Here is a 16,786-nt window from a genome sequence, read left to right on the forward strand (position 1 = left end):
GAACCATGATGCACATCCAGCATGAAGCCGAGGAACGGCATGTCCTGACCGTCACGGTCGACAACGAGGCGGGCATCCTCGCGAAGATCGCAGGCCTCTTTACCGCGCGCGGCTACAACATCGACAGCCTGACTGTGGCCGACATCACGGACAATCACGCGGTGAGCCGGATCACAATCGTGACCCACGGGCCGCGCAGCCAGATCGACCAGATCCATGCGCAGCTTGAGCGTCTTGTGCCCGTTCACAAGGTAGTCGACCTTACCGAAGTCGGCCCCCACGTGGCCCGCGAACTCGCGCTGGTGAAGGTCGCGGGCGTGGGTGAGAAGCGCGTCGAGGCTCTCCGTATCGCAGAGGTATTCCGTGCTCGCCCGGTGGATACCACCACCGAAAGCTTTATCTTCGAGATGACGGGCGCGCCGGACAAGATCGACAGCTTCGTGGCGCTGATGCGCGACCTCGGCCTCGTCGAAGTAGGGCGAACGGGCATCGTCGCGATGGCGCGCGGCCCCGAGGAAGCCTGAGAACGAATTCAATTCGCGTCGGCCCAATCGGGCGGCGCCTTGTCAATAACCGTCCCGCTCTGCCGGGACGACGGAAGGAAGAACGATGAAGGTCTATTACGACGCCGATTGCGACATCAACCTGATCGCCGACAAGAAGATCGCGATCCTGGGTTACGGCAGCCAGGGCCACGCCCATGCCCAAAACCTTCGCGATTCCGGCGCCAAGAACGTCGCCATCGCGCTTCGCGAAGGTTCGGCCACCGCCAAGAAGGCCGAAGCCGCGGGCTTCAGCGTGATGACCAACAAGGACGCCGCCGCGTGGGCCGACGTGCTCATGATCCTCGCACCGGACGAACATCAGGCCGCGATCTACGCCGCTGACATCCATGACAACCTGAAGCCCGGCGCGGCGCTCGCTTTCGCTCACGGCCTCAACGTCCACTTCGGCCTCATCGAGCCGCGCACCGACATCGACGTGTTCCTGATCGCCCCCAAGGGCCCCGGTCACACCGTACGCGGCGAATACGTCAAGGGTGGCGGCGTGCCATGCCTCATCGCGATCCATCAGGACGTGACCGGCAACGCACAGGACGTGGCACTGGCTTACGCTTCGGGCGTGGGCGGCGGCCGTTCGGGCATCATCGAAACCAACTTCCGCGAGGAATGCGAAACCGATCTGTTCGGTGAGCAGGCCGTGCTCTGCGGCGGCGCCACTGCGCTGGTTCAGGCCGGATTCGAAACGCTGGTGGAAGCCGGCTACGCGCCGGAAATGGCTTATTTTGAATGCCTCCACGAACTGAAGCTGATCGTCGACCTGATGTATGAAGGCGGCATCGCGAACATGCGTTACTCGATCTCGAACACTGCCGAATACGGCGACATCAAGACCGGTCCGCGCATCATCACCGAAGAAACCAAGAAGGAAATGAAGCGCGTTCTCGACGACATCCAGTCGGGTCGCTTCGTGAAGGACTTCGTGCTCGACAACCGCGCCGGTCAGCCCGAGTTGAAGGCATCGCGCAAGATCGCCCAGCGTCACCCGATCGAGGAAACCGGCACCAAGCTGCGCGCCATGATGCCCTGGATCGGCGCCAACGCTCTGGTCGACAAGACCAAGAACTAAGGTTCATCCGAACCCTTGCGACGGGCGGGTGGCTAAAAGGCCGCCCGCCCGTTTTGCGTATGACCCAAACCAGCAGATGCTATCGCTTCCGTCGCGTCGGCGCGTGGAAGTCCGGTGGCTTTCCCGCCACCCAGCGCACGAAGCGCGCGATCTCTTCCACCTCCAGCAGAGAGGCAGGCTGCGGCGCCATTCTGGCCAGTTGCGCATTGCTCAGGCTTGCATGGATGGCGCGGTGGCAGATCGGATGGAGCGGCACCGTCAACCGCCCTCCTCGGCTTTTGGGTATCGGATGATGCCATTCGACCTTGCGCCCCAGCGGTCGCCGGCAGAGCCAGCATATCGTCGCCGCGTCGTCCATATGCCTCCCTCCGATCCGCGCCATTAGGAAGTTATCAAAGTTTCAACCTTAACGATGCCTTCATCAGACAGGAATCGCGGCCTTGCGGCAGCGTTTGAGGTTCAAGTTTACATGACGGCATTCGGTCGGCGCAGCGGTATCGGTGGCCAGGGACAAGCCCTGGGTGGTCAGGGCGCGCGCCCCGCTTTCGGCGTGGCCAAGCCGCTGAAGACGGGGGCTGACGCTTCCGCCGCGCTCCCCGGTTCCAGCCCCCTGCCCGGTGACCCGTTCCCCGGTGAGACCGCAACCGCGCCGCGCGACGATGCCATGTCGCGCCTGGCAGACCGCGCCAACGCCGTCCACGAACAATCCGAACAAAGCGGTTTCGAAGCCTCGATCCACAAGATCAAGGAACAGGTGCTGCCGCGCCTGCTTGAACGCGTGGACCCCGAAGCTGCCGCCACGCTGACCAAGGATGAACTGTCGGAGGAATTCCGTCCGATCATCATGGAAGTGCTCGCCGAGCTGAAAATCACCTTCAACCGCCGCGAACAGTTTGCGCTGGAAAAGGTGCTGATCGACGAACTGCTTGGCTTCGGCCCGCTGGAGGAACTGCTCAACGACCCCGAGATTTCGGACATCATGGTCAACGGGCCAAACCAGACCTACATCGAACGCAAGGGCAAGCTGCAGCTTGCGCCCACCAAGTTCCGCGACGAACAGCACCTCTTCCAGATCGCCCAGCGCATCGTCAACCAGGTGGGCCGCCGCGTCGACCAGACCACGCCGCTGGCCGACGCCCGCCTCAAGGACGGCAGCCGCGTCAACGTCATCGTGCCGCCGCTCAGCTTGCGCGGCACCGCTATCTCGATTCGTAAGTTCTCCGAAAAGCCGATCACCATCGACATGCTGCAAGGCTTCGGATCGATGAGCGAGAAGATGGCCACCGCGCTGAAGATCGCCGGGGCCTGCCGCATGAACATCGTCATCTCCGGCGGCACCGGTTCGGGCAAGACGACGATGCTCAACGCCCTGTCGAAGATGATCGACCCCGGCGAGCGCGTGCTGACGATCGAGGACGCTGCCGAACTTCGTCTGCAGCAGCCCCACTGGCTGCCGCTGGAAACCCGCCCGCCCAACCTTGAAGGTCAGGGCGCGATCACCATCGGCGACCTTGTGAAGAACGCCCTGCGTATGCGCCCGGACCGTATCATCCTGGGCGAAATTCGCGGGGCCGAATGCTTCGACCTGCTGGCCGCCATGAACACCGGCCATGACGGATCGATGTGTACGCTCCACGCCAACAGCCCGCGCGAATGCCTTGGCCGTATGGAGAACATGATCCTGATGGGCGACATCAAGATCCCCAAGGAGGCCATCAGCCGCCAGATCGCCGAATCGGTTGATCTCATCGTGCAGGTGAAGCGCCTGCGCGACGGTTCGCGCCGCACCACCAACATCACCGAGGTGATCGGCATGGAAGGCGACGTGATCGTCACCCAGGAACTGTTCAAGTTCGAATATCTGGACGAGACGGACGAAGGCAAGATCATCGGCGAATTCCGCCCCTCGGGCCTGCGTCCCTACACACTGGAAAAGGCGCGCCAGTTCGGTTTCGATCAGGCCTACCTCGAAGCCTGCCTCTAAGCCTGCAGAGGTTTACACGGAAAGGCTGGTGAAACACGTGTCACCTTAGGTGGCCAAGCCGTCCAGACGCTATGGGCGGGCTGCCCGGTCGAGCTGCGCCAGCAACGATAAAATCGCCTGATTGTCGGGCTTTAGTTCGGTGGCAACATGCTGCCCGCGATACATCCGCACTTTCAGCAAGCCGAACTTTGCCCGCACCGCGCGTTCGTCCGGTGTGACCTTTCGCCTTGCCGCCGTCCCACCCGTAACCTTAGCTGTCACCTTACCTGTCACCTTGTCCCACGCGGCGACGAAGCTGCCTGCGCCGGGCTTGCCCCGAAGGCGGTAGGCGGTTTCGCGCGAAAGGCCGACCCGCCGAGCTGCTGCATCGACCGATCCGGTTTCGGCAAGGGCTCCAAGGAATGCGGCCTGCCGCGCCGGGGTCCAGCCATCCCTGCGGGCACGCACCGGCACGGGCGCAAAGGCGGGGACGCGGATATGGCGACGACGTGGCGGACGATTGCTCATCCACCACGTTAGACGCGATTCATGCGATGTAGGAAAGCGCTGCCCTCCCCGTCCCGGAAAGTCGGTACGAAAAGAGGGCCGGGCGCGTTACTGCTTCTCGAAAGCGGCGGTGATGGCGATCTGCGTATCGTCGCTGACCAGCGGCGCATACTTGCTGACGCCGAACTCGGTGCGCTTGATGGTGCCCACCGCGTTGAAGCCCAGGGTGTAGGCCTTGTTCATCGGATTGACGGCAGCGGCCTTGAACGTCGCCTTCAACGTCACCGGCTTCGTCACGCCATGCAGCGTCAGGTTGCCGGTTACGTCTGCGGTGCTGGCGCCGGTCTTGACCACCTTGGTCGAAACGAAGCGCATGGTCGGATACTTGGCTGCATCGAACCATTCCGCGCCGACCAGTTCCTCGTCCAGCGTCTTGTTGGTGGTCGACACCGAAGCCACCGGCACCGAAACGTCCATCTTTGCCGAAGCCAGGTTCTTCGGATCGAGCGAAAGCGTGCCCGTTGCGCCCGGCAGGGTGCCGAAGAACTCGCTGATGCCGAAATGATCGACGGTGAAGCGTACCAGCGTGTGCGAACTGTCGAGCGCGTAATTGCCCGCCTGAACGGCAGCGGCATTGGTGTCGGCCTGCTGTGCCACGATAGGCGCCGCGACGACGAGAGAGACGGCTGCAAACGCGGACGCGAGATAACGGTTCATTCGAATTCTCCGAAGGAAAGGACAGGAAGGCTCATGCTTGCGTGATGATTCCATTGTCCCGGCCTTTCGGCCAGCCTGATAAAGTCGATCCACTTGTTCAGGTTTGTCGAACGGACAGGCAGGATTTCAACCGCCCAGCCACTCCCGCGCGGACAGGCCCAGCAACAGCACCGCCACCATCAGCGAGAAGAAGAAGATCGGCGTCCACGGCATGAAGCCCACGCGCTCGATGTCCTTGCGGCGATGCCGCCGATGATCGCCCAGCAAGGCAATCGCCGCGATCAGCGCGGCCAGGCTGCCGCACACGGTCATCAAAACCAGAGAATCGTCCATGCCCCGCCTTGCCCTCCGGCGTGACGGAGTTAAAGCGCCGTTTCGTGACCGAACCTTCAGGAACTGCCCCGAAAGGCCCGCGCGCCGACCGTCCGATGCTGGCCATCGCCTTGCGACTGGCCGCGATGGTGATGCTCTCCACCATGTTCATGCTGGTGAAGCTGGCCGGTGAGGCAGGCGTATCGCTGCCCGAACTGGTGTTCTGGCGGCAGGCCATGGCCGTGCCGATCATCCTGGGCTGGCTTGCCATGACCGGCAATCTGCCACTGTTGCGTACCCGCCGGATGAGCAGCCACGCCATGCGCGCAACCAGCGGCACCGCCGGGCTGTGCTGCAACATCGGTGCGGCAACCCTGCTGCCGCTGCCGGTGGGCACGACGCTGGGTTTCACCACGCCGCTGTTCGCCGTGCTCATAACGGCGCTGGTGCTGCGCGAGAAAGTCGGTCCATGGCGGTGGACGGCGGTGGTCCTCGGCTTCATCGGGGTTCTTGTGATCGCCCAGCCTGGCGGCGATCCCGTGCCGGTCCTGGGACTTGCAGCCGGTCTTGGCGCTGGACTGATCGTTGCCGTGGTCAGCTTCCAGATCCGCGACCTTTCGCGCACCGAGGCCCCGATTGCCTGCGTGTTCTGGTTTGCCTTCTACGGTTCCCTCTTCGCCGCGATCCTGCTGCCGCTCTATGGCACTGCGCACGGGGCCTACGAATGGCTGCTGCTCGTCGCCATCGGACTGGCGGGCACGCTGGCGCAGTTCCTCATCACTTCGGCCCTGCGTTTCGGACAGGTCGCGACGGTAGTGGTGATGGATTACACCGCGCTGATCTGGGCGACGCTCTACGGCTGGACGATCTGGGGCCATGTGCCCTCGGCTGCGATGTGGCTGGGCGCGCCGATCATCGTGGCGGCAGGACTGATCATCACCTCGCGTGAGCATTTCCTGGCCCGCCGCGTCTCGCCCACCTCCGCGATCGACGAAAGCGCCACCGAAGAGGCTTCGGGAACCTGACCCGAAATTGCGTGTTCATCCCGATGCGCCGCGTGGCAGCACCCGTCGCAACGAGACAGAAGGAACACCTACCATGGTCAAGAAACTTGTCCTCGCCCTCGTCGCGGGCGGTATCGTTTTCTCCGCCGCAGCCTGCAACACCGTCAAGGGCGCAGGCCGTGACGTGGAGTCCGTCGGTCAGGCCGGTCAGGAAGCGATCAACTGACGAAGTTTGCGGGCAGGCTTCAGGCCATCAATCGGGCTACCGAGCGGGGCCTGCCTGCATTCCTCTTGCGAACGCTTTCCTCTGTCCCTGCCTTGCGCTAGTCGCGGCGGACAACGAAGGAAAAAACGTTCGATGACCACCAAGATTTTCGCCGCCATCATTCTGGGCGGCGTGCTTTTTACTGCCACCGCCTGCAACACGGTGAAGGGCCTTGGCCGCGATATCGAATCGGTGGGTCAGGCCGGATCGAACGCCATCAACTGACGGTTTCAGGCGTCGAAGACATGGTTCGCCACCATGTCCCGCGCGCGCAGCCACAACACAACGCGCAGCGCCACGATCATGCCAAGCGCGAAGCCGAGCGTGGCGTCCATCATCAGCAGGGCATTGCCTGCCGGGTGACCTGACGCCATCCCTCCGGCCGGAAGGATCATGCGCCGCGCGACGAACACTGCCACGATCAGCAGGATCGCCAGCGGTGACTGGCGCATCATCACACGCGCCCGCTCGCCGTCACCTTCGATATGCAGGTGCATGAGCCGTGCCCGCTGCGCGCCGATCGCTCCGCCCACGACCAGCCCCGCGGCAAGGCACAGCCAGCCAGGTCCGCTCGGCGGCATTCCGGCCAGTGCCAGCGATACCGCCAGCACCACGATCACCGGCATGATCCACAACAGGGGAAGGCGAAGCGGCCGGGCCTTCTTCATCCGCATCATGCGCAAGGCCATGATGCCGATGAAGATCGCCAGCGGCAGATACGTGGCAAGTCCGCGTCCACCTTCCCCCATATGCGTCAGCTTCCTCCGATTTCGCTCAGCGACGGCGTGCCGGGAACACCGGGTTCGCCCTTCCACACCAGCACAGGCTTGCGCGCCGCGAGCGTTTCGTCAAGGCGCCTGCGCGGTGCGAAGTGCGGCGCCGAATGCAGGCTCTCGTCACCCGCCTTCGCCCGTTCGGCAAGGCTGCGCAGCGAGGCGATGAAGCGGTCCAGGCCCGCCTTGCTCTCCGTCTCGGTCGGCTCGACCAGCATGGCGCCCTTGACCACCAGCGGGAAGTAGACCGTCATCGGGTGGAAGCCCTCGTCGATCAGGCCCTTGGCGATGTCGAGCGTGGAGAAGCCGTCTGCCAGACCGGCATCGCTGAACAGCGCCTCGTGCATGCACGGGCCGCTGTCGGCGAACGGTGCAGGCAGCAGGTCTTCGCACGAACGCAGCACGTAGTTGGCGTTGAGCACCGCGTCCTCGGCAACCGTGCGCAGACCGTCCGCGCCGTGGCTGAGGATGTAGGTCAGCGCGCGCGTGAACATGCCCATCTGGCCATGGAAGGCGACCATGCGGCCGAAAGCCTGCGCGTGGCCCTCGCCCATGTTCTCCTCTTCGACGAGGTGGATCGAGCCATCAGTCCCGCGCGTCACAAAAGGCAAAGGCGCGAAGGGCGCCAGCGCTTCGGACAGCACCACCGGCCCCGCACCCGGACCGCCGCCGCCGTGGGGGGTGGAGAAGGTCTTGTGCAGGTTGATGTGCATCGCATCGACGCCGAGGTCGCCGGGGCGCACCTTGCCGACGATGGCGTTGAAGTTGGCGCCGTCGCAGTAGACGTAGCCGCCCGCCGCGTGGACCGCATCGGCGATCTCGCGCATGTCGGGTTCGAACAGGCCGCAGGTGTTCGGGTTGGTGATCATCACGCCCGCAACGTTGGGGCCAAGCTTGGCCTTCAATGCCGCCACGTCCACGCGGCCTGCCGGAGTCGCGGGGATCGATTCCACCTTGAAGCCCGCGAAGGCCGCAGTGGCCGGGTTGGTGCCGTGGGCGCTTTCGGGCACCAGCACGACATCGCGCGTCTCACCGCGGGCATCCAGCGCGGCGCGGATGCACAGGAGGCCGCACAGTTCACCATGCGCACCGGCCTTGGGGCTCATCGCCACCGAGGTCATCCCCGTAAGCGTGATGAGCCAGTCGGCCAGCTGCTCGATGACTTCCAGCGCGCCCTGCACCGTGGTCTGGGGCTGCATCGGGTGAACGTCGGCAAAGCCCGGCAGACGCGCCATCTTCTCGTTCAGGCGCGGATTGTGCTTCATGGTGCACGAACCGAGCGGGAACGGGCCAAGGTCGATCGCATAGTTCTGGCGCGACAGGCGGGTGTAGTGGCGCACCGTTTCCGGCTCGGTCAGACCCGGCAGGGCGGGCGCGGACTTGCGCAGGAACTTGCCAAGACCCGCGGCCGGCGCGCGGCCCGGCTCGTCGATATCGACGCCGCACTTGTCCGGCGCGCCCAGTTCGAGGCTCAGAGCCTCTTCGAGCATCAGGGCGTAATCCCCTGACGAGGTTGCGAATTTGGCTTCTGCCGAACCGCCCATGGACGGGCGCCAGCCGGATGCGTTGGGGGCGTTCATGCGCTCGCTCCTGCAAGGACGGCTTCCAGCGCGGTGGCGAAAGCCTCGATATCTTCGTCAGTGGTGGTTTCGGTCGCGGCGACCAGCAGGCCGTTGTGAAGACCATCAGCGACCGGGAACAGGCGGCCCAGCGACACGCCGCCCAGCACCTGACGGTCAGCCAGTTCGCGAACCACTTCGCGGGCGTCGCGCGGCAGGATCACCGTCGCCTCGTTGAAGTAGGCGTTGTTCAGGATCGAAACGCCGGGCACCTGGCCCAGACGCTCGAAGGTCTGTTGCGCGCGGGCGTGGTTCACGGCAGCGAGACGGGCCAGACCTTCACCACCAAGAAGGGTCAGGTGAATACTGAAGGCCAGCGCGCAAAGCCCTGAATTGGTACAGATATTGCTCGTCGCCTTTTCGCGACGGATATGCTGTTCACGGGTGGAAAGGGTCAGCACGAAGCCGCGCTTCCCCTCCGCATCGACGGTCTGGCCGCAGAGGCGACCCGGCATCTGCCGCACGAACTTCTCGCGGCAACCGAAGAGGCCCAGGTAGGGCCCGCCGAACTGCAGGCCGACGCCCAGCGACTGGCCTTCGCCCACTACGATGTCCGCGCCCAATGCACCGGGCGCTTCGATCAGGCCCAGCGCCACCGGCTCGGTGACGACAGCGATCACCAGCGCACCCGTGGCGTGCGCCGCTTCCGAAATGGCGGCGAGGTCCGGGATGCGGCCCATGACGTCGGGATACTGAACGACCACGCATGATGTCTTGTCATCGATCGCCGCAATCACGGCGGCATCGTCGGGATCGGCAGTCAGTTCCGGCGCAAGGCTGACGATGTCGTCCTTCGTGAACTTCGCCATGGTGCGCACGACTTCACCGTAGTGCGGGTGAAGACCGCCCGACAGAACCGCACGACCCTTGCGTGTGACGCGCGCAGCCATCAGGATCGCTTCCCAGCACGCGGTCGAACCATCGTACATCGAGGCATTGGCGATATCGGTTCCGAACAGGCGCGCAACCTGGGTCTGGAACTCGAACAGCACCTGCAGCGTGCCCTGCGCGATTTCGGGCTGGTACGGCGTGTAAGCGGTCAGGAACTCGCCGCGCTGGATCAGATGATCAACGGAGGCCGGTACGTGGTGGCGATAGGCGCCTGCGCCGAGGAAGAACGGCGCGGAACCCGCGCTCAGGTTCTTCGCGGCGAGCGCGGACATGTGGCGCTCCACGGCCATTTCACTGGCGTGAGCGGGCAGGCCCTCGATCGGGCCGGCAAGCCGGGCTTCGGCGGGCACGTCGACGAACAGGTCATCGACCGATGCAGCGCCGATGGTCTCCAGCATGGAGGCGCGATCGGCCGGGGTCAGGGGAAGGTAGCGCATGAGGGCGTGTCTCTCATTCGGTGCATTGCGGGATCAAACCGCAGCTGGTCCCTCCTGCATCATCCCGGAACGCGTTCAGGGCGACGAGGTGGGCGGGGCGAGGACCAAGCCTCGCCCCTTTATCAATCACAGACTGTCGACGTAGCTCTTGTACGCGGCCTCATCCATCAGCGCGCCGAGTTCGGCAGCGTCGGACAGGGTTACGCGGAACAGCCATCCGCCGGTTTCGGCTTCGGTGTTCACCAGTTCAGGCTGATCGGCCAGCGCTTCATTGACGGCGGCGATAGTGCCCGAAACCGGGGTGTAGACGTCCGAGGCGGCCTTCACCGAGTCGACGACCGACACGGAATCGCCCTTACCCACGGTCGCGCCCTCAGCAGGGAGATCGACGAAGGTAATGTCGCCAAGCTGGCCCTGCGCATAGTCGGTGATGCCGACCGTGCCGAGATCACCTTCGACTTCGATCCACTCATGGTCTTCAGAGAAATAGCGGGTCATGGAAAAGCTCCTCAGCGGTAATAACGGTGGGGGACGAAGGGCATTGCAGCAACCTTTGCCGGCAGCTTCTTGCCCCGCATCTCGATCACAAAGTCAGCGCCCTCAGAGACGAGGGCTGCATCGACGTAAGCCATGGCGATCGGCTGCTGCAACGAGGGTGAGAAACCACCCGAAGTTACTACGCCAACCTCTTGATCATTATTGAAAACTTTTGCTCCTTCGCGCGCAGCCATACGGCCTTCCAGCACCAGGCCGATCCGCTTGCGCGGGGTGCCCTCGGCGAAGTCCTTGAGAACGCGGTCCGAACCGGGGAAGCCGCCTTCGCTGCGGCGACGCTTGTTGACGGCGAACTTGAGGTCGGCATCGACCACGCTGGTCTCGGGCGACAGGTCGTGGCCGTAAAGCGGCAGGCCCGCTTCCAGACGCAGACTGTCCCGCGCGCCAAGGCCGATCGGCCTGACCTCGGGCTCACCACAGAGCAGATCCGCCACGTGCGCGGCGGACTCGCCGGGGATGGCGATCTCGAAACCGTCTTCGCCCGTATAGCCGGAACGGCTGATCCACGCATCGACGCCGCCCAGCTTGAACGCGGCGCCCTTCATGAATTTGAGGTCGGCCAGCGGCGTATCACCTTCGACATGGCGCTCCAGCGCCGCGAAAGCCTTGGGGCCCTGGAGGGCTAGCAGCGCGCTTTCGTCAAGGTGGTTGAGGGTGACGTCATCGGGCAGCAGTTCGCGCAGGGTGCCGATATCGTCCCACTTGGTCGCGCCGTTGACCACCAGATAGAACCCCGTCGCCCAGCGCGTGACCATCAGATCGTCAAGGATGCCGCCCTCCTCGTCCAGCAGCAGCGAATAGCGCGGCGCGCCGGTCTTCAGCGTGGCAAGATCGATCGGCAGCGCGGCCTCCACCGCAGCTTCGACCGCCGGGGTGATGCCCTCTTCGCTGGAGATGAAGACCTGCCCCATGTGGCTGACATCGAACAGGCCGGCATTCTCGCGGGTCCAGAGATGCTCGGCCATGATGCCCTCATACTGGACAGGCATGTAATAGCCGGCGAATTCGACCATGCGGCCGCCCTTTTCGCGATGCCAGGCATCCAGCGGCAGGGTCAGGATTTCGATCGGCTCAAGGCCGTCTTCATCGGTAACAGGGTATTCGCTCAAGACACGACTCCGCGACGCATGGCACACCATTCAGGTGCCCCCTCTGTCACGGAAGCCTGAGAGCTTCCCCGGCGTCATCCCTTATGGGACGAATCCCAAACAGGACAGGCCGGGTTACACCTTCGGCGGCCACGACCATACGGGCGGGGCACTTTCCAGAGGCTCGCTTTAGACGCTGCGCGGTCCTTTTGCCTGAGAGATTCCGGGGCGGTTGCTCCTTCGGCGCCCCTTCCCGACGAATCGGTCCAGGGTCTCTCCCGCGCGTGTCAGCGAGTGATCGGAGCCTTGGGTGAGCGCGCCGTGCAAGTCAACGCCAGCTTTGCGCAACTGCGAAACTATTCCCCGGCGCCTTGCGCGTTCCCAAAGGTCAGCGCGCCGCGCGCATCAGCGCATCGTGATCGTGAACGAAGCGCCCCTGCCCCGTCTCCCGCACAAGGCCAAGGGTTGCGCGCGCCACGTCCCGCGCCCTGATGGAGCGAAAACGGCGCAGGCGGCCGTGCAGTGCAAGATGGTCCACCACTGGCGCCACGGCCTGCCACGCACCCTCAAGCGCGCGCTGCTCCTGCCGGGCGCCGCGCAACAGGCTGGGGCGCAGCACATCAAGCCGATCAAAGCCCAGCCGGCCCACCGCCTCTTCCATCTCGCCCTTTACCGAAAGGTAGAAATTGCCGCTGGCCCGGTCCGCCTCCACCGAGGACACCACGATCATATGCCCGATCCCGGCAGCGCGCGCAGCCTCGGCGCTGAAGCGCACCAGATCGTGATCGATCGCGCGGAACTGCTCCTTGCTGCCCGCGGCCTTGATCGTGGTGCCCAGCGCGCAGACCAGAACGTGGGCCCGCGCGGCGCGGATCAGAGCGGGCCAGTCGATCGGTTCACCGACAAGCATCTCCATGCGCGCGCCCGGCGGCAGCGTCGCCTCGCGCCGACCGACGCCGATGATACGCACATCATCGCGGCCCACCGCCTGCTCCATCAGCGCAGAGCCAACCAGCCCGGTCGCCCCGACCAGGCAGATGCGCGTCACCCCCCGTGCCACCGTCAGCCCTCCGAATGCGCCTTACACATTGCTCAGCCCCTCGGGCGTGCGGCCGTATATCTCGGCATGGCGGGCGATGGCGAAACGGTCGGTCATGCCGGCGATGTAATCGGCGATGTGACGGCTGCGGTCAGGCTCGAAGCGCGGCATCGTGTCGATCCAGCTTTCGTCCATCAGCACCGTTTCCTGGGAGTAGGCGGAATAGAGTTCGGCCAGCAGCGCACGGGCACGCTTCGCCGTCTCCAGCTGTTCGGGGTGGTAGTACAGCTTTTCGTACATGAAGCGCTTGAAGGCGCGCTCCCCCTCGGCCATCTCGGGCGAGAAGGCGACGAGCGCACGGCCTGCATGGCGTACTTCATCGATGCTGCCGATGCCGACAAGGTTCTTCTGCGTCTGCGCCACCAGATCGTTGACCATGACGCCGATCTGGCTGCGGATCAGTTCGGCCAGCTGGCGATCGAGCGGCACGCCGGGATAGCGGCGCTCCACCTCGGCCCAGTGATCGACCACGAAAGGATGCGCCAGAAGCTCGTCAAGGTCGAGGAAACCGGCGCGCAGCCCATCATCGATATCGTGGTTGTCATAAGCAATGTCGTCGGACAGCGCCGCTACTTGTGCCTCCAGAGACGCATGGGTGCCAAGGTCGAGGTTGTACGCAGCGTCCAGTTCGGCCAGCGCCCAGGTCGGTTCGGTGACCGGGCCATTGTGCTTGGCCAGCCCCTCCAGCGTCTCCCACGTCAGGTTGAGGCCGTCATGCTCGCAATAAGGGCTGTCGAGCCGCATCAGCGTGCGCAGGGTATGGGCGTTGTGATCGAAGCCACCGGCCTTGTGCAGCGCGGCGTCGAGAGCATCTTCGCCGGCATGGCCGAACGGCGGGTGCCCGATATCGTGCGCCAGCGCCAGCGCCTCCGTCAGATCCTCGTCCAGCCCCAGGATGCGCGCGATGACGCGGGCGATCTGCGCCACTTCCAGGCTATGCGTCAGACGCACGCGGTAGTGATCGCCGTCCGGCGCCACGAACACCTGCGTCTTGTATCGCAGGCGGCGGAACGCGATCGAATGGATGATGCGATCGCGGTCGCGCTGATACGGACTGCGCGCGCCACGGGCGATGCCGTTCTCGATCGAGAACTCACGCCCGCGCGAACGGGACGGGTCGGAAGCATAAGGAGCGCGAGGAGCAAAGGAGGTCAAGCGGGACTCCGCAAGAGGGTGCGACGAAAGGGCTTTTCGTCCGGAGCCCTAGCGGGAGAGGCCGGTGCTGCACAAGAGCAGCGAAGACGCCGTCACCTTCACCACACGCGGATCATCGATCCTGCGCGCGGCCTTCACCATCCCCTCGGGCGTGTGCACGGCGTCCTGCAGGGCGGTAAGCTTGTGAACCTGCCGAAGCGAAAGCTTGCGCACCAGCCGCCGCCCCATGCATTCGGCCGCCCGCTCGCTCAGCCCCGCTTCGGCGAAGGCGGTGCGCACCCTATATTCGGCGTACCAGTGCGCGACAAACCACGTGGCGACGCACAAGGCCGCGATCAGGGCGATGGTCTTGATAAGGCGGATCATCCTCAAGGCATTGCATCGGGGACGGGTTGAGGCAAGCGGGGTCAGGGAAGGAAAGAGGCCGGTAGGGGTTTACCACCCGTGGCCCCCGCATCCTGCTTTCGCTGCGCGTGAAGCGGGACGTTTTGCGCGGCCCCAGTCACACACCGCTCATGCTGAGCTCGTCGCAGCATAAAGCGCCACAGCGCCCTGCCTCTGGGGCTTCGACAAGCTCAGCCTTAGCGGTGTGGGGATGTCTGTTTTGGGTGGCTAGCTGCCGTTGTCAGTTCAACTTATCAGGCATCAACGTGGGGGGGGGGGAATCATGCCCTAATTCCGGCATAAAAGACGATGACATGCCCTCTTGGGTCTGAAATCCTTTAACTTTACAAAGTCGCGGGTCTATATGTAACAACGATCCAGCGTAATCGCTATCGCCTTCGTTTCGGAAAAACACTGAAACAAAGCGGTCTTCTCTAAATTTTTCGTCTTTAACTACTTTTATCTTTTCGACATCAATTGAGTAAAGTTGGCTAGTTTTATCAAGAGCTAAGCCTCTTACGTCACAAGATGCTCCATTTTTCGTGCAACTGACTGTGAACCCAATGGCGACAGCTGATATTACTGCGACGTAAAAGTTGGATTGCTTACGGTGCGGCATAGCTAAAGAATAAACGGAGATCCAACGTGCGCAATGGGGTGCAAGCCCCCTCACTCCGCCAGCGCCTTGTTGATATCCTCCACCATCTTCTTCGCATCGGCGAGGAGCATCATCGTCTGGTCCATGTAGAACACGTCGTTGTCGACCCCGGCATAGCCCTGCCCGCCCATGGAGCGCTTGACGAAGAAGATGGTCTTGGCCTTCTCCACGTCGAATACCGGCATGCCGTAGATGGGGCTGGTTTTGTCGGTGCGGGCGGCGGGGTTCACCACGTCGTTGGCGCCGATGATGAAGGCAACGTCGCATTGCGCGAATTCGCCGTTGATATCCTCAAGCTCGAACACTTCGTCGTAAGGCACGTTGGCCTCGGCCAGCAGCACGTTCATGTGGCCGGGCATCCGGCCTGCAACGGGATGGATCGCGTACTTCACGCCGACGCCGTGCTTCTTGAGCTGGTCCGCCATCTCGCGCAGCACGTGCTGGGCCTGCGCCACTGCCATGCCGTAGCCGGGGATGATAATGACGCTTTCCGCTTCTTTCATGAGAAACGCCGCGTCTTCGGCGGAGCCGCGCTTCCACGGGCGCTGCTCCTTCGCCTCTCCACCGCTTGCCGCGCCTGCATCCGCGCCGAACCCTCCGGCGATGACTGAAAGGAAGCTGCGGTTCATCGCCCGGCACATGATGTAAGACAGGATCGCGCCCGAAGAACCGACCAGCGCGCCCGTAACGATCATCGCGGTGTTGTGCAGCGTGAAGCCCATCGCCGCCGCAGCCCAGCCCGAATAGCTGTTCAGCATCGATACGACGACCGGCATGTCCGCCCCGCCGATGGGTATGATCAGCAGGAAACCGATCGCGAAGGCCAGCCCCACGATCACCCAGAACAGCGGGTTCTCGCCCGGCCCCGCAGCGCCGGAATGCGCAAAGAGCGCGGTCAGCACCAGGATCGCCGCCAGCGTGCCCAGATTGATGACATGACGGCCCGGCAGCAGGATCGGCGCCCCGCTCATGTTGCCGTTAAGCTTGGCGAAGGCGATGACAGACCCCGAAAATGTGATCGCGCCGATCGCCACGCCCAGCGCCATCTCGACCCGGCTGACGGGCAGGATATTGCCGTTCGCGCCAAGAATGCCGAACGCCTCCGGGTTGAGAAACGCAGCGGCGGCCACAAGCACTGCGGCAAGCCCGACCAGCGAATGAAACGCCGCCACAAGCTGCGGCATATCGGTCATCTTGATGCGGCGGGCGATAACGAAGCCGATAGCGCCGCCGATGGCGATGGCGACGAGTATCTCTGGCAGGCTGGCGATTTGGTGCGTGACCAGCGTGGTCACCACCGCGATGCCCATGCCCAACATGCCGTAGCGGTTGCCCCTGCGGCTTGTTGCGGGTGACGATAGCCCTCTCAGCGCCAGGATGAAGCAGACCCCGGCGATCAGATATGCGACCGCGACCCAGGGACTGACGGAGTGCCCCTCCATCACTTGCGGTCCTTCTTCTTGTACATCGCCAGCATCCGTTCGGTAACGGCAAAGCCGCCGAAGATATTGACGCTCGCCAGCACGACCGCGCCCAGCCCCAGCCATTTTCCGATCGGTGATCCGGAAGCCGCGCTTGCTACCAGCGCACCCACCACGATCACGGAAGAAATGGCGTTTGTCACCGCCATCAGCGGCGTATGCAGCGCAGGCGTTACCGACCAGACAACGTAATACCCCACGAAGCAGGCCAGCACGAAGATCGAAAGGATCGAAACGAAATCCATGCCA

21 protein-coding genes and 2 riboswitches are annotated in these 16,786 nt (G+C 63.9%); of the genes, 6 read left to right on the plus strand and 15 right to left on the minus strand.

What is annotated here, in order from left to right; genetic code table 11:
* Positions 1–5: 5 nt before the first annotated feature.
* Together ilvN and ilvC are read left to right on the plus strand one after the other, a co-directional pair.
* Positions 6–524: an acetolactate synthase small subunit gene (ilvN, locus tag A8V01_RS09270; protein WP_103095569.1), complete on the plus strand. Its 519-nt coding sequence runs from the start codon at positions 6–8 to the stop codon at positions 522–524.
* Positions 525–609: 85 nt separating this feature from the next.
* The gene (gene ilvC / locus A8V01_RS09275; protein ID WP_103095570.1) at positions 610–1,629 is read left to right on the plus strand and encodes a ketol-acid reductoisomerase; all 1,020 of its coding nucleotides are present in this window, start codon (positions 610–612) and stop codon (positions 1,627–1,629) included.
* Positions 1,630–1,708: 79 nt separating this feature from the next.
* Here ilvC and A8V01_RS09280 read toward each other — a convergent pair whose 3' ends face one another.
* A complete protein-coding gene (locus A8V01_RS09280) occupies positions 1,709–1,987 on the minus strand; it encodes an HNH endonuclease family protein (protein ID WP_103095571.1) in 279 nt (92 codons plus the stop codon).
* 111 nt (positions 1,988–2,098) lie between these two features.
* Here A8V01_RS09280 and A8V01_RS09285 point away from each other — a divergent pair, with 111 nt between their 5' ends.
* Positions 2,099–3,613: a TadA family conjugal transfer-associated ATPase gene (locus A8V01_RS09285; protein ID WP_170065882.1), complete on the plus strand. Its 1,515-nt coding sequence runs from the start codon at positions 2,099–2,101 to the stop codon at positions 3,611–3,613.
* A gap of 69 nt (positions 3,614–3,682) precedes the next feature.
* On the opposite strand, the gene A8V01_RS09290 is transcribed toward A8V01_RS09285, so the two are convergent.
* The 3 genes from A8V01_RS09290 to A8V01_RS09300 all read right to left on the minus strand — a co-directional run bounded on the left by A8V01_RS09290 (position 3,683) and on the right by A8V01_RS09300 (position 5,149).
* Entirely contained in the window at positions 3,683–4,120 is a 438-nt protein-coding gene (locus A8V01_RS09290) for a hypothetical protein (protein WP_103095572.1), read from the minus strand.
* Between the two features lie 87 nt (positions 4,121–4,207).
* Positions 4,208–4,816 (minus strand): YceI family protein, encoded by a 609-nt coding sequence (locus tag A8V01_RS09295; RefSeq protein WP_103095573.1) that lies wholly within the window; start codon positions 4,814–4,816, stop codon positions 4,208–4,210.
* 126 nt (positions 4,817–4,942) lie between these two features.
* Entirely contained in the window at positions 4,943–5,149 is a 207-nt protein-coding gene (locus A8V01_RS09300) for a hypothetical protein (protein ID WP_103095574.1), read from the minus strand.
* A 95-nt stretch (positions 5,150–5,244) separates the two neighbouring features.
* On the opposite strand from A8V01_RS09300, the gene A8V01_RS09305 reads away from it, so the two are divergent.
* The 3 genes from A8V01_RS09305 to A8V01_RS09315 all read left to right on the plus strand — a co-directional run bounded on the left by A8V01_RS09305 (position 5,245) and on the right by A8V01_RS09315 (position 6,622).
* Positions 5,245–6,153, plus strand: a complete 909-nt coding sequence (locus tag A8V01_RS09305) for a DMT family transporter (protein ID WP_103095798.1) — start codon at positions 5,245–5,247, stop codon at positions 6,151–6,153.
* Between the two features lie 73 nt (positions 6,154–6,226).
* Positions 6,227–6,358, plus strand: coding sequence for an entericidin A/B family lipoprotein (locus tag A8V01_RS09310; protein ID WP_103095575.1), 132 nt, complete (start codon positions 6,227–6,229; stop codon positions 6,356–6,358).
* Between the two features lie 132 nt (positions 6,359–6,490).
* Positions 6,491–6,622 (plus strand): entericidin A/B family lipoprotein, encoded by a 132-nt coding sequence (locus tag A8V01_RS09315; RefSeq protein ID WP_103095576.1) that lies wholly within the window; start codon positions 6,491–6,493, stop codon positions 6,620–6,622.
* A 5-nt stretch (positions 6,623–6,627) separates the two neighbouring features.
* Here A8V01_RS09315 and A8V01_RS09320 read toward each other — a convergent pair whose 3' ends face one another.
* The 11 genes from A8V01_RS09320 to A8V01_RS09365 all read right to left on the minus strand — a co-directional run bounded on the left by A8V01_RS09320 (position 6,628) and on the right by A8V01_RS09365 (position 16,782).
* Positions 6,628–7,146, minus strand: a complete 519-nt coding sequence (locus A8V01_RS09320) for a CcdC protein domain-containing protein (RefSeq protein ID WP_103095577.1) — start codon at positions 7,144–7,146, stop codon at positions 6,628–6,630.
* 5 nt (positions 7,147–7,151) lie between these two features.
* Entirely contained in the window at positions 7,152–8,750 is a 1,599-nt protein-coding gene (gene gcvPB / locus A8V01_RS09325) for an aminomethyl-transferring glycine dehydrogenase subunit GcvPB (RefSeq protein WP_103095578.1), read from the minus strand.
* A complete protein-coding gene (gcvPA, locus tag A8V01_RS09330) occupies positions 8,747–10,117 on the minus strand; it encodes an aminomethyl-transferring glycine dehydrogenase subunit GcvPA (RefSeq protein ID WP_103095579.1) in 1,371 nt (456 codons plus the stop codon). The genes gcvPB and gcvPA overlap by 4 nt, the downstream gene beginning before the upstream one ends.
* 126 nt (positions 10,118–10,243) lie before the next feature.
* Positions 10,244–10,615: a glycine cleavage system protein GcvH gene (gcvH, locus tag A8V01_RS09335; RefSeq protein WP_103095580.1), complete on the minus strand. Its 372-nt coding sequence runs from the start codon at positions 10,613–10,615 to the stop codon at positions 10,244–10,246.
* 11 nt (positions 10,616–10,626) lie between these two features.
* On the minus strand, positions 10,627–11,781 hold the full coding sequence (gene gcvT, locus A8V01_RS09340) for a glycine cleavage system aminomethyltransferase GcvT (protein WP_103095581.1): 1,155 nt from the start codon (positions 11,779–11,781) through the stop codon (positions 10,627–10,629).
* 33 nt (positions 11,782–11,814) lie between these two features.
* Positions 11,815–11,950: riboswitch (glycine riboswitch) on the minus strand.
* A gap of 1 nt (position 11,951) precedes the next feature.
* A riboswitch (glycine riboswitch) is annotated at positions 11,952–12,051 on the minus strand.
* Positions 12,052–12,148: 97 nt separating this feature from the next.
* Positions 12,149–12,808: an NAD(P)H-binding protein gene (locus tag A8V01_RS09345; protein ID WP_281256485.1), complete on the minus strand. Its 660-nt coding sequence runs from the start codon at positions 12,806–12,808 to the stop codon at positions 12,149–12,151.
* 33 nt (positions 12,809–12,841) lie between these two features.
* The gene (locus A8V01_RS09350) at positions 12,842–14,014 is read right to left on the minus strand and encodes a deoxyguanosinetriphosphate triphosphohydrolase (protein ID WP_103095583.1); all 1,173 of its coding nucleotides are present in this window, start codon (positions 14,012–14,014) and stop codon (positions 12,842–12,844) included.
* Between the two features lie 48 nt (positions 14,015–14,062).
* Positions 14,063–14,380, minus strand: a complete 318-nt coding sequence (locus tag A8V01_RS09355; RefSeq protein ID WP_103095584.1) for a hypothetical protein — start codon at positions 14,378–14,380, stop codon at positions 14,063–14,065.
* A gap of 259 nt (positions 14,381–14,639) precedes the next feature.
* Positions 14,640–15,071: a hypothetical protein gene (locus A8V01_RS28135; protein ID WP_146037228.1), complete on the minus strand. Its 432-nt coding sequence runs from the start codon at positions 15,069–15,071 to the stop codon at positions 14,640–14,642.
* Complete coding sequence (locus A8V01_RS09360) at positions 15,068–16,498, minus strand: NAD(P)(+) transhydrogenase (Re/Si-specific) subunit beta (protein ID WP_103095585.1); 1,431 nt, start codon at positions 16,496–16,498, stop codon at positions 15,068–15,070. The genes A8V01_RS28135 and A8V01_RS09360 overlap by 4 nt, the downstream gene beginning before the upstream one ends.
* Positions 16,498–16,782 (minus strand): NAD(P) transhydrogenase subunit alpha part 2, encoded by a 285-nt coding sequence (locus A8V01_RS09365; RefSeq protein WP_008829440.1) that lies wholly within the window; start codon positions 16,780–16,782, stop codon positions 16,498–16,500. The genes A8V01_RS09360 and A8V01_RS09365 overlap by 1 nt, the downstream gene beginning before the upstream one ends.
* Between the last annotated feature and the right edge of the window lie 4 nt (positions 16,783–16,786).

This window comes from Novosphingobium guangzhouense (genome assembly GCF_002896965.1).
GTDB classification, from domain to species: Bacteria; Pseudomonadota; Alphaproteobacteria; order Sphingomonadales; family Sphingomonadaceae; genus Novosphingobium; species Novosphingobium guangzhouense.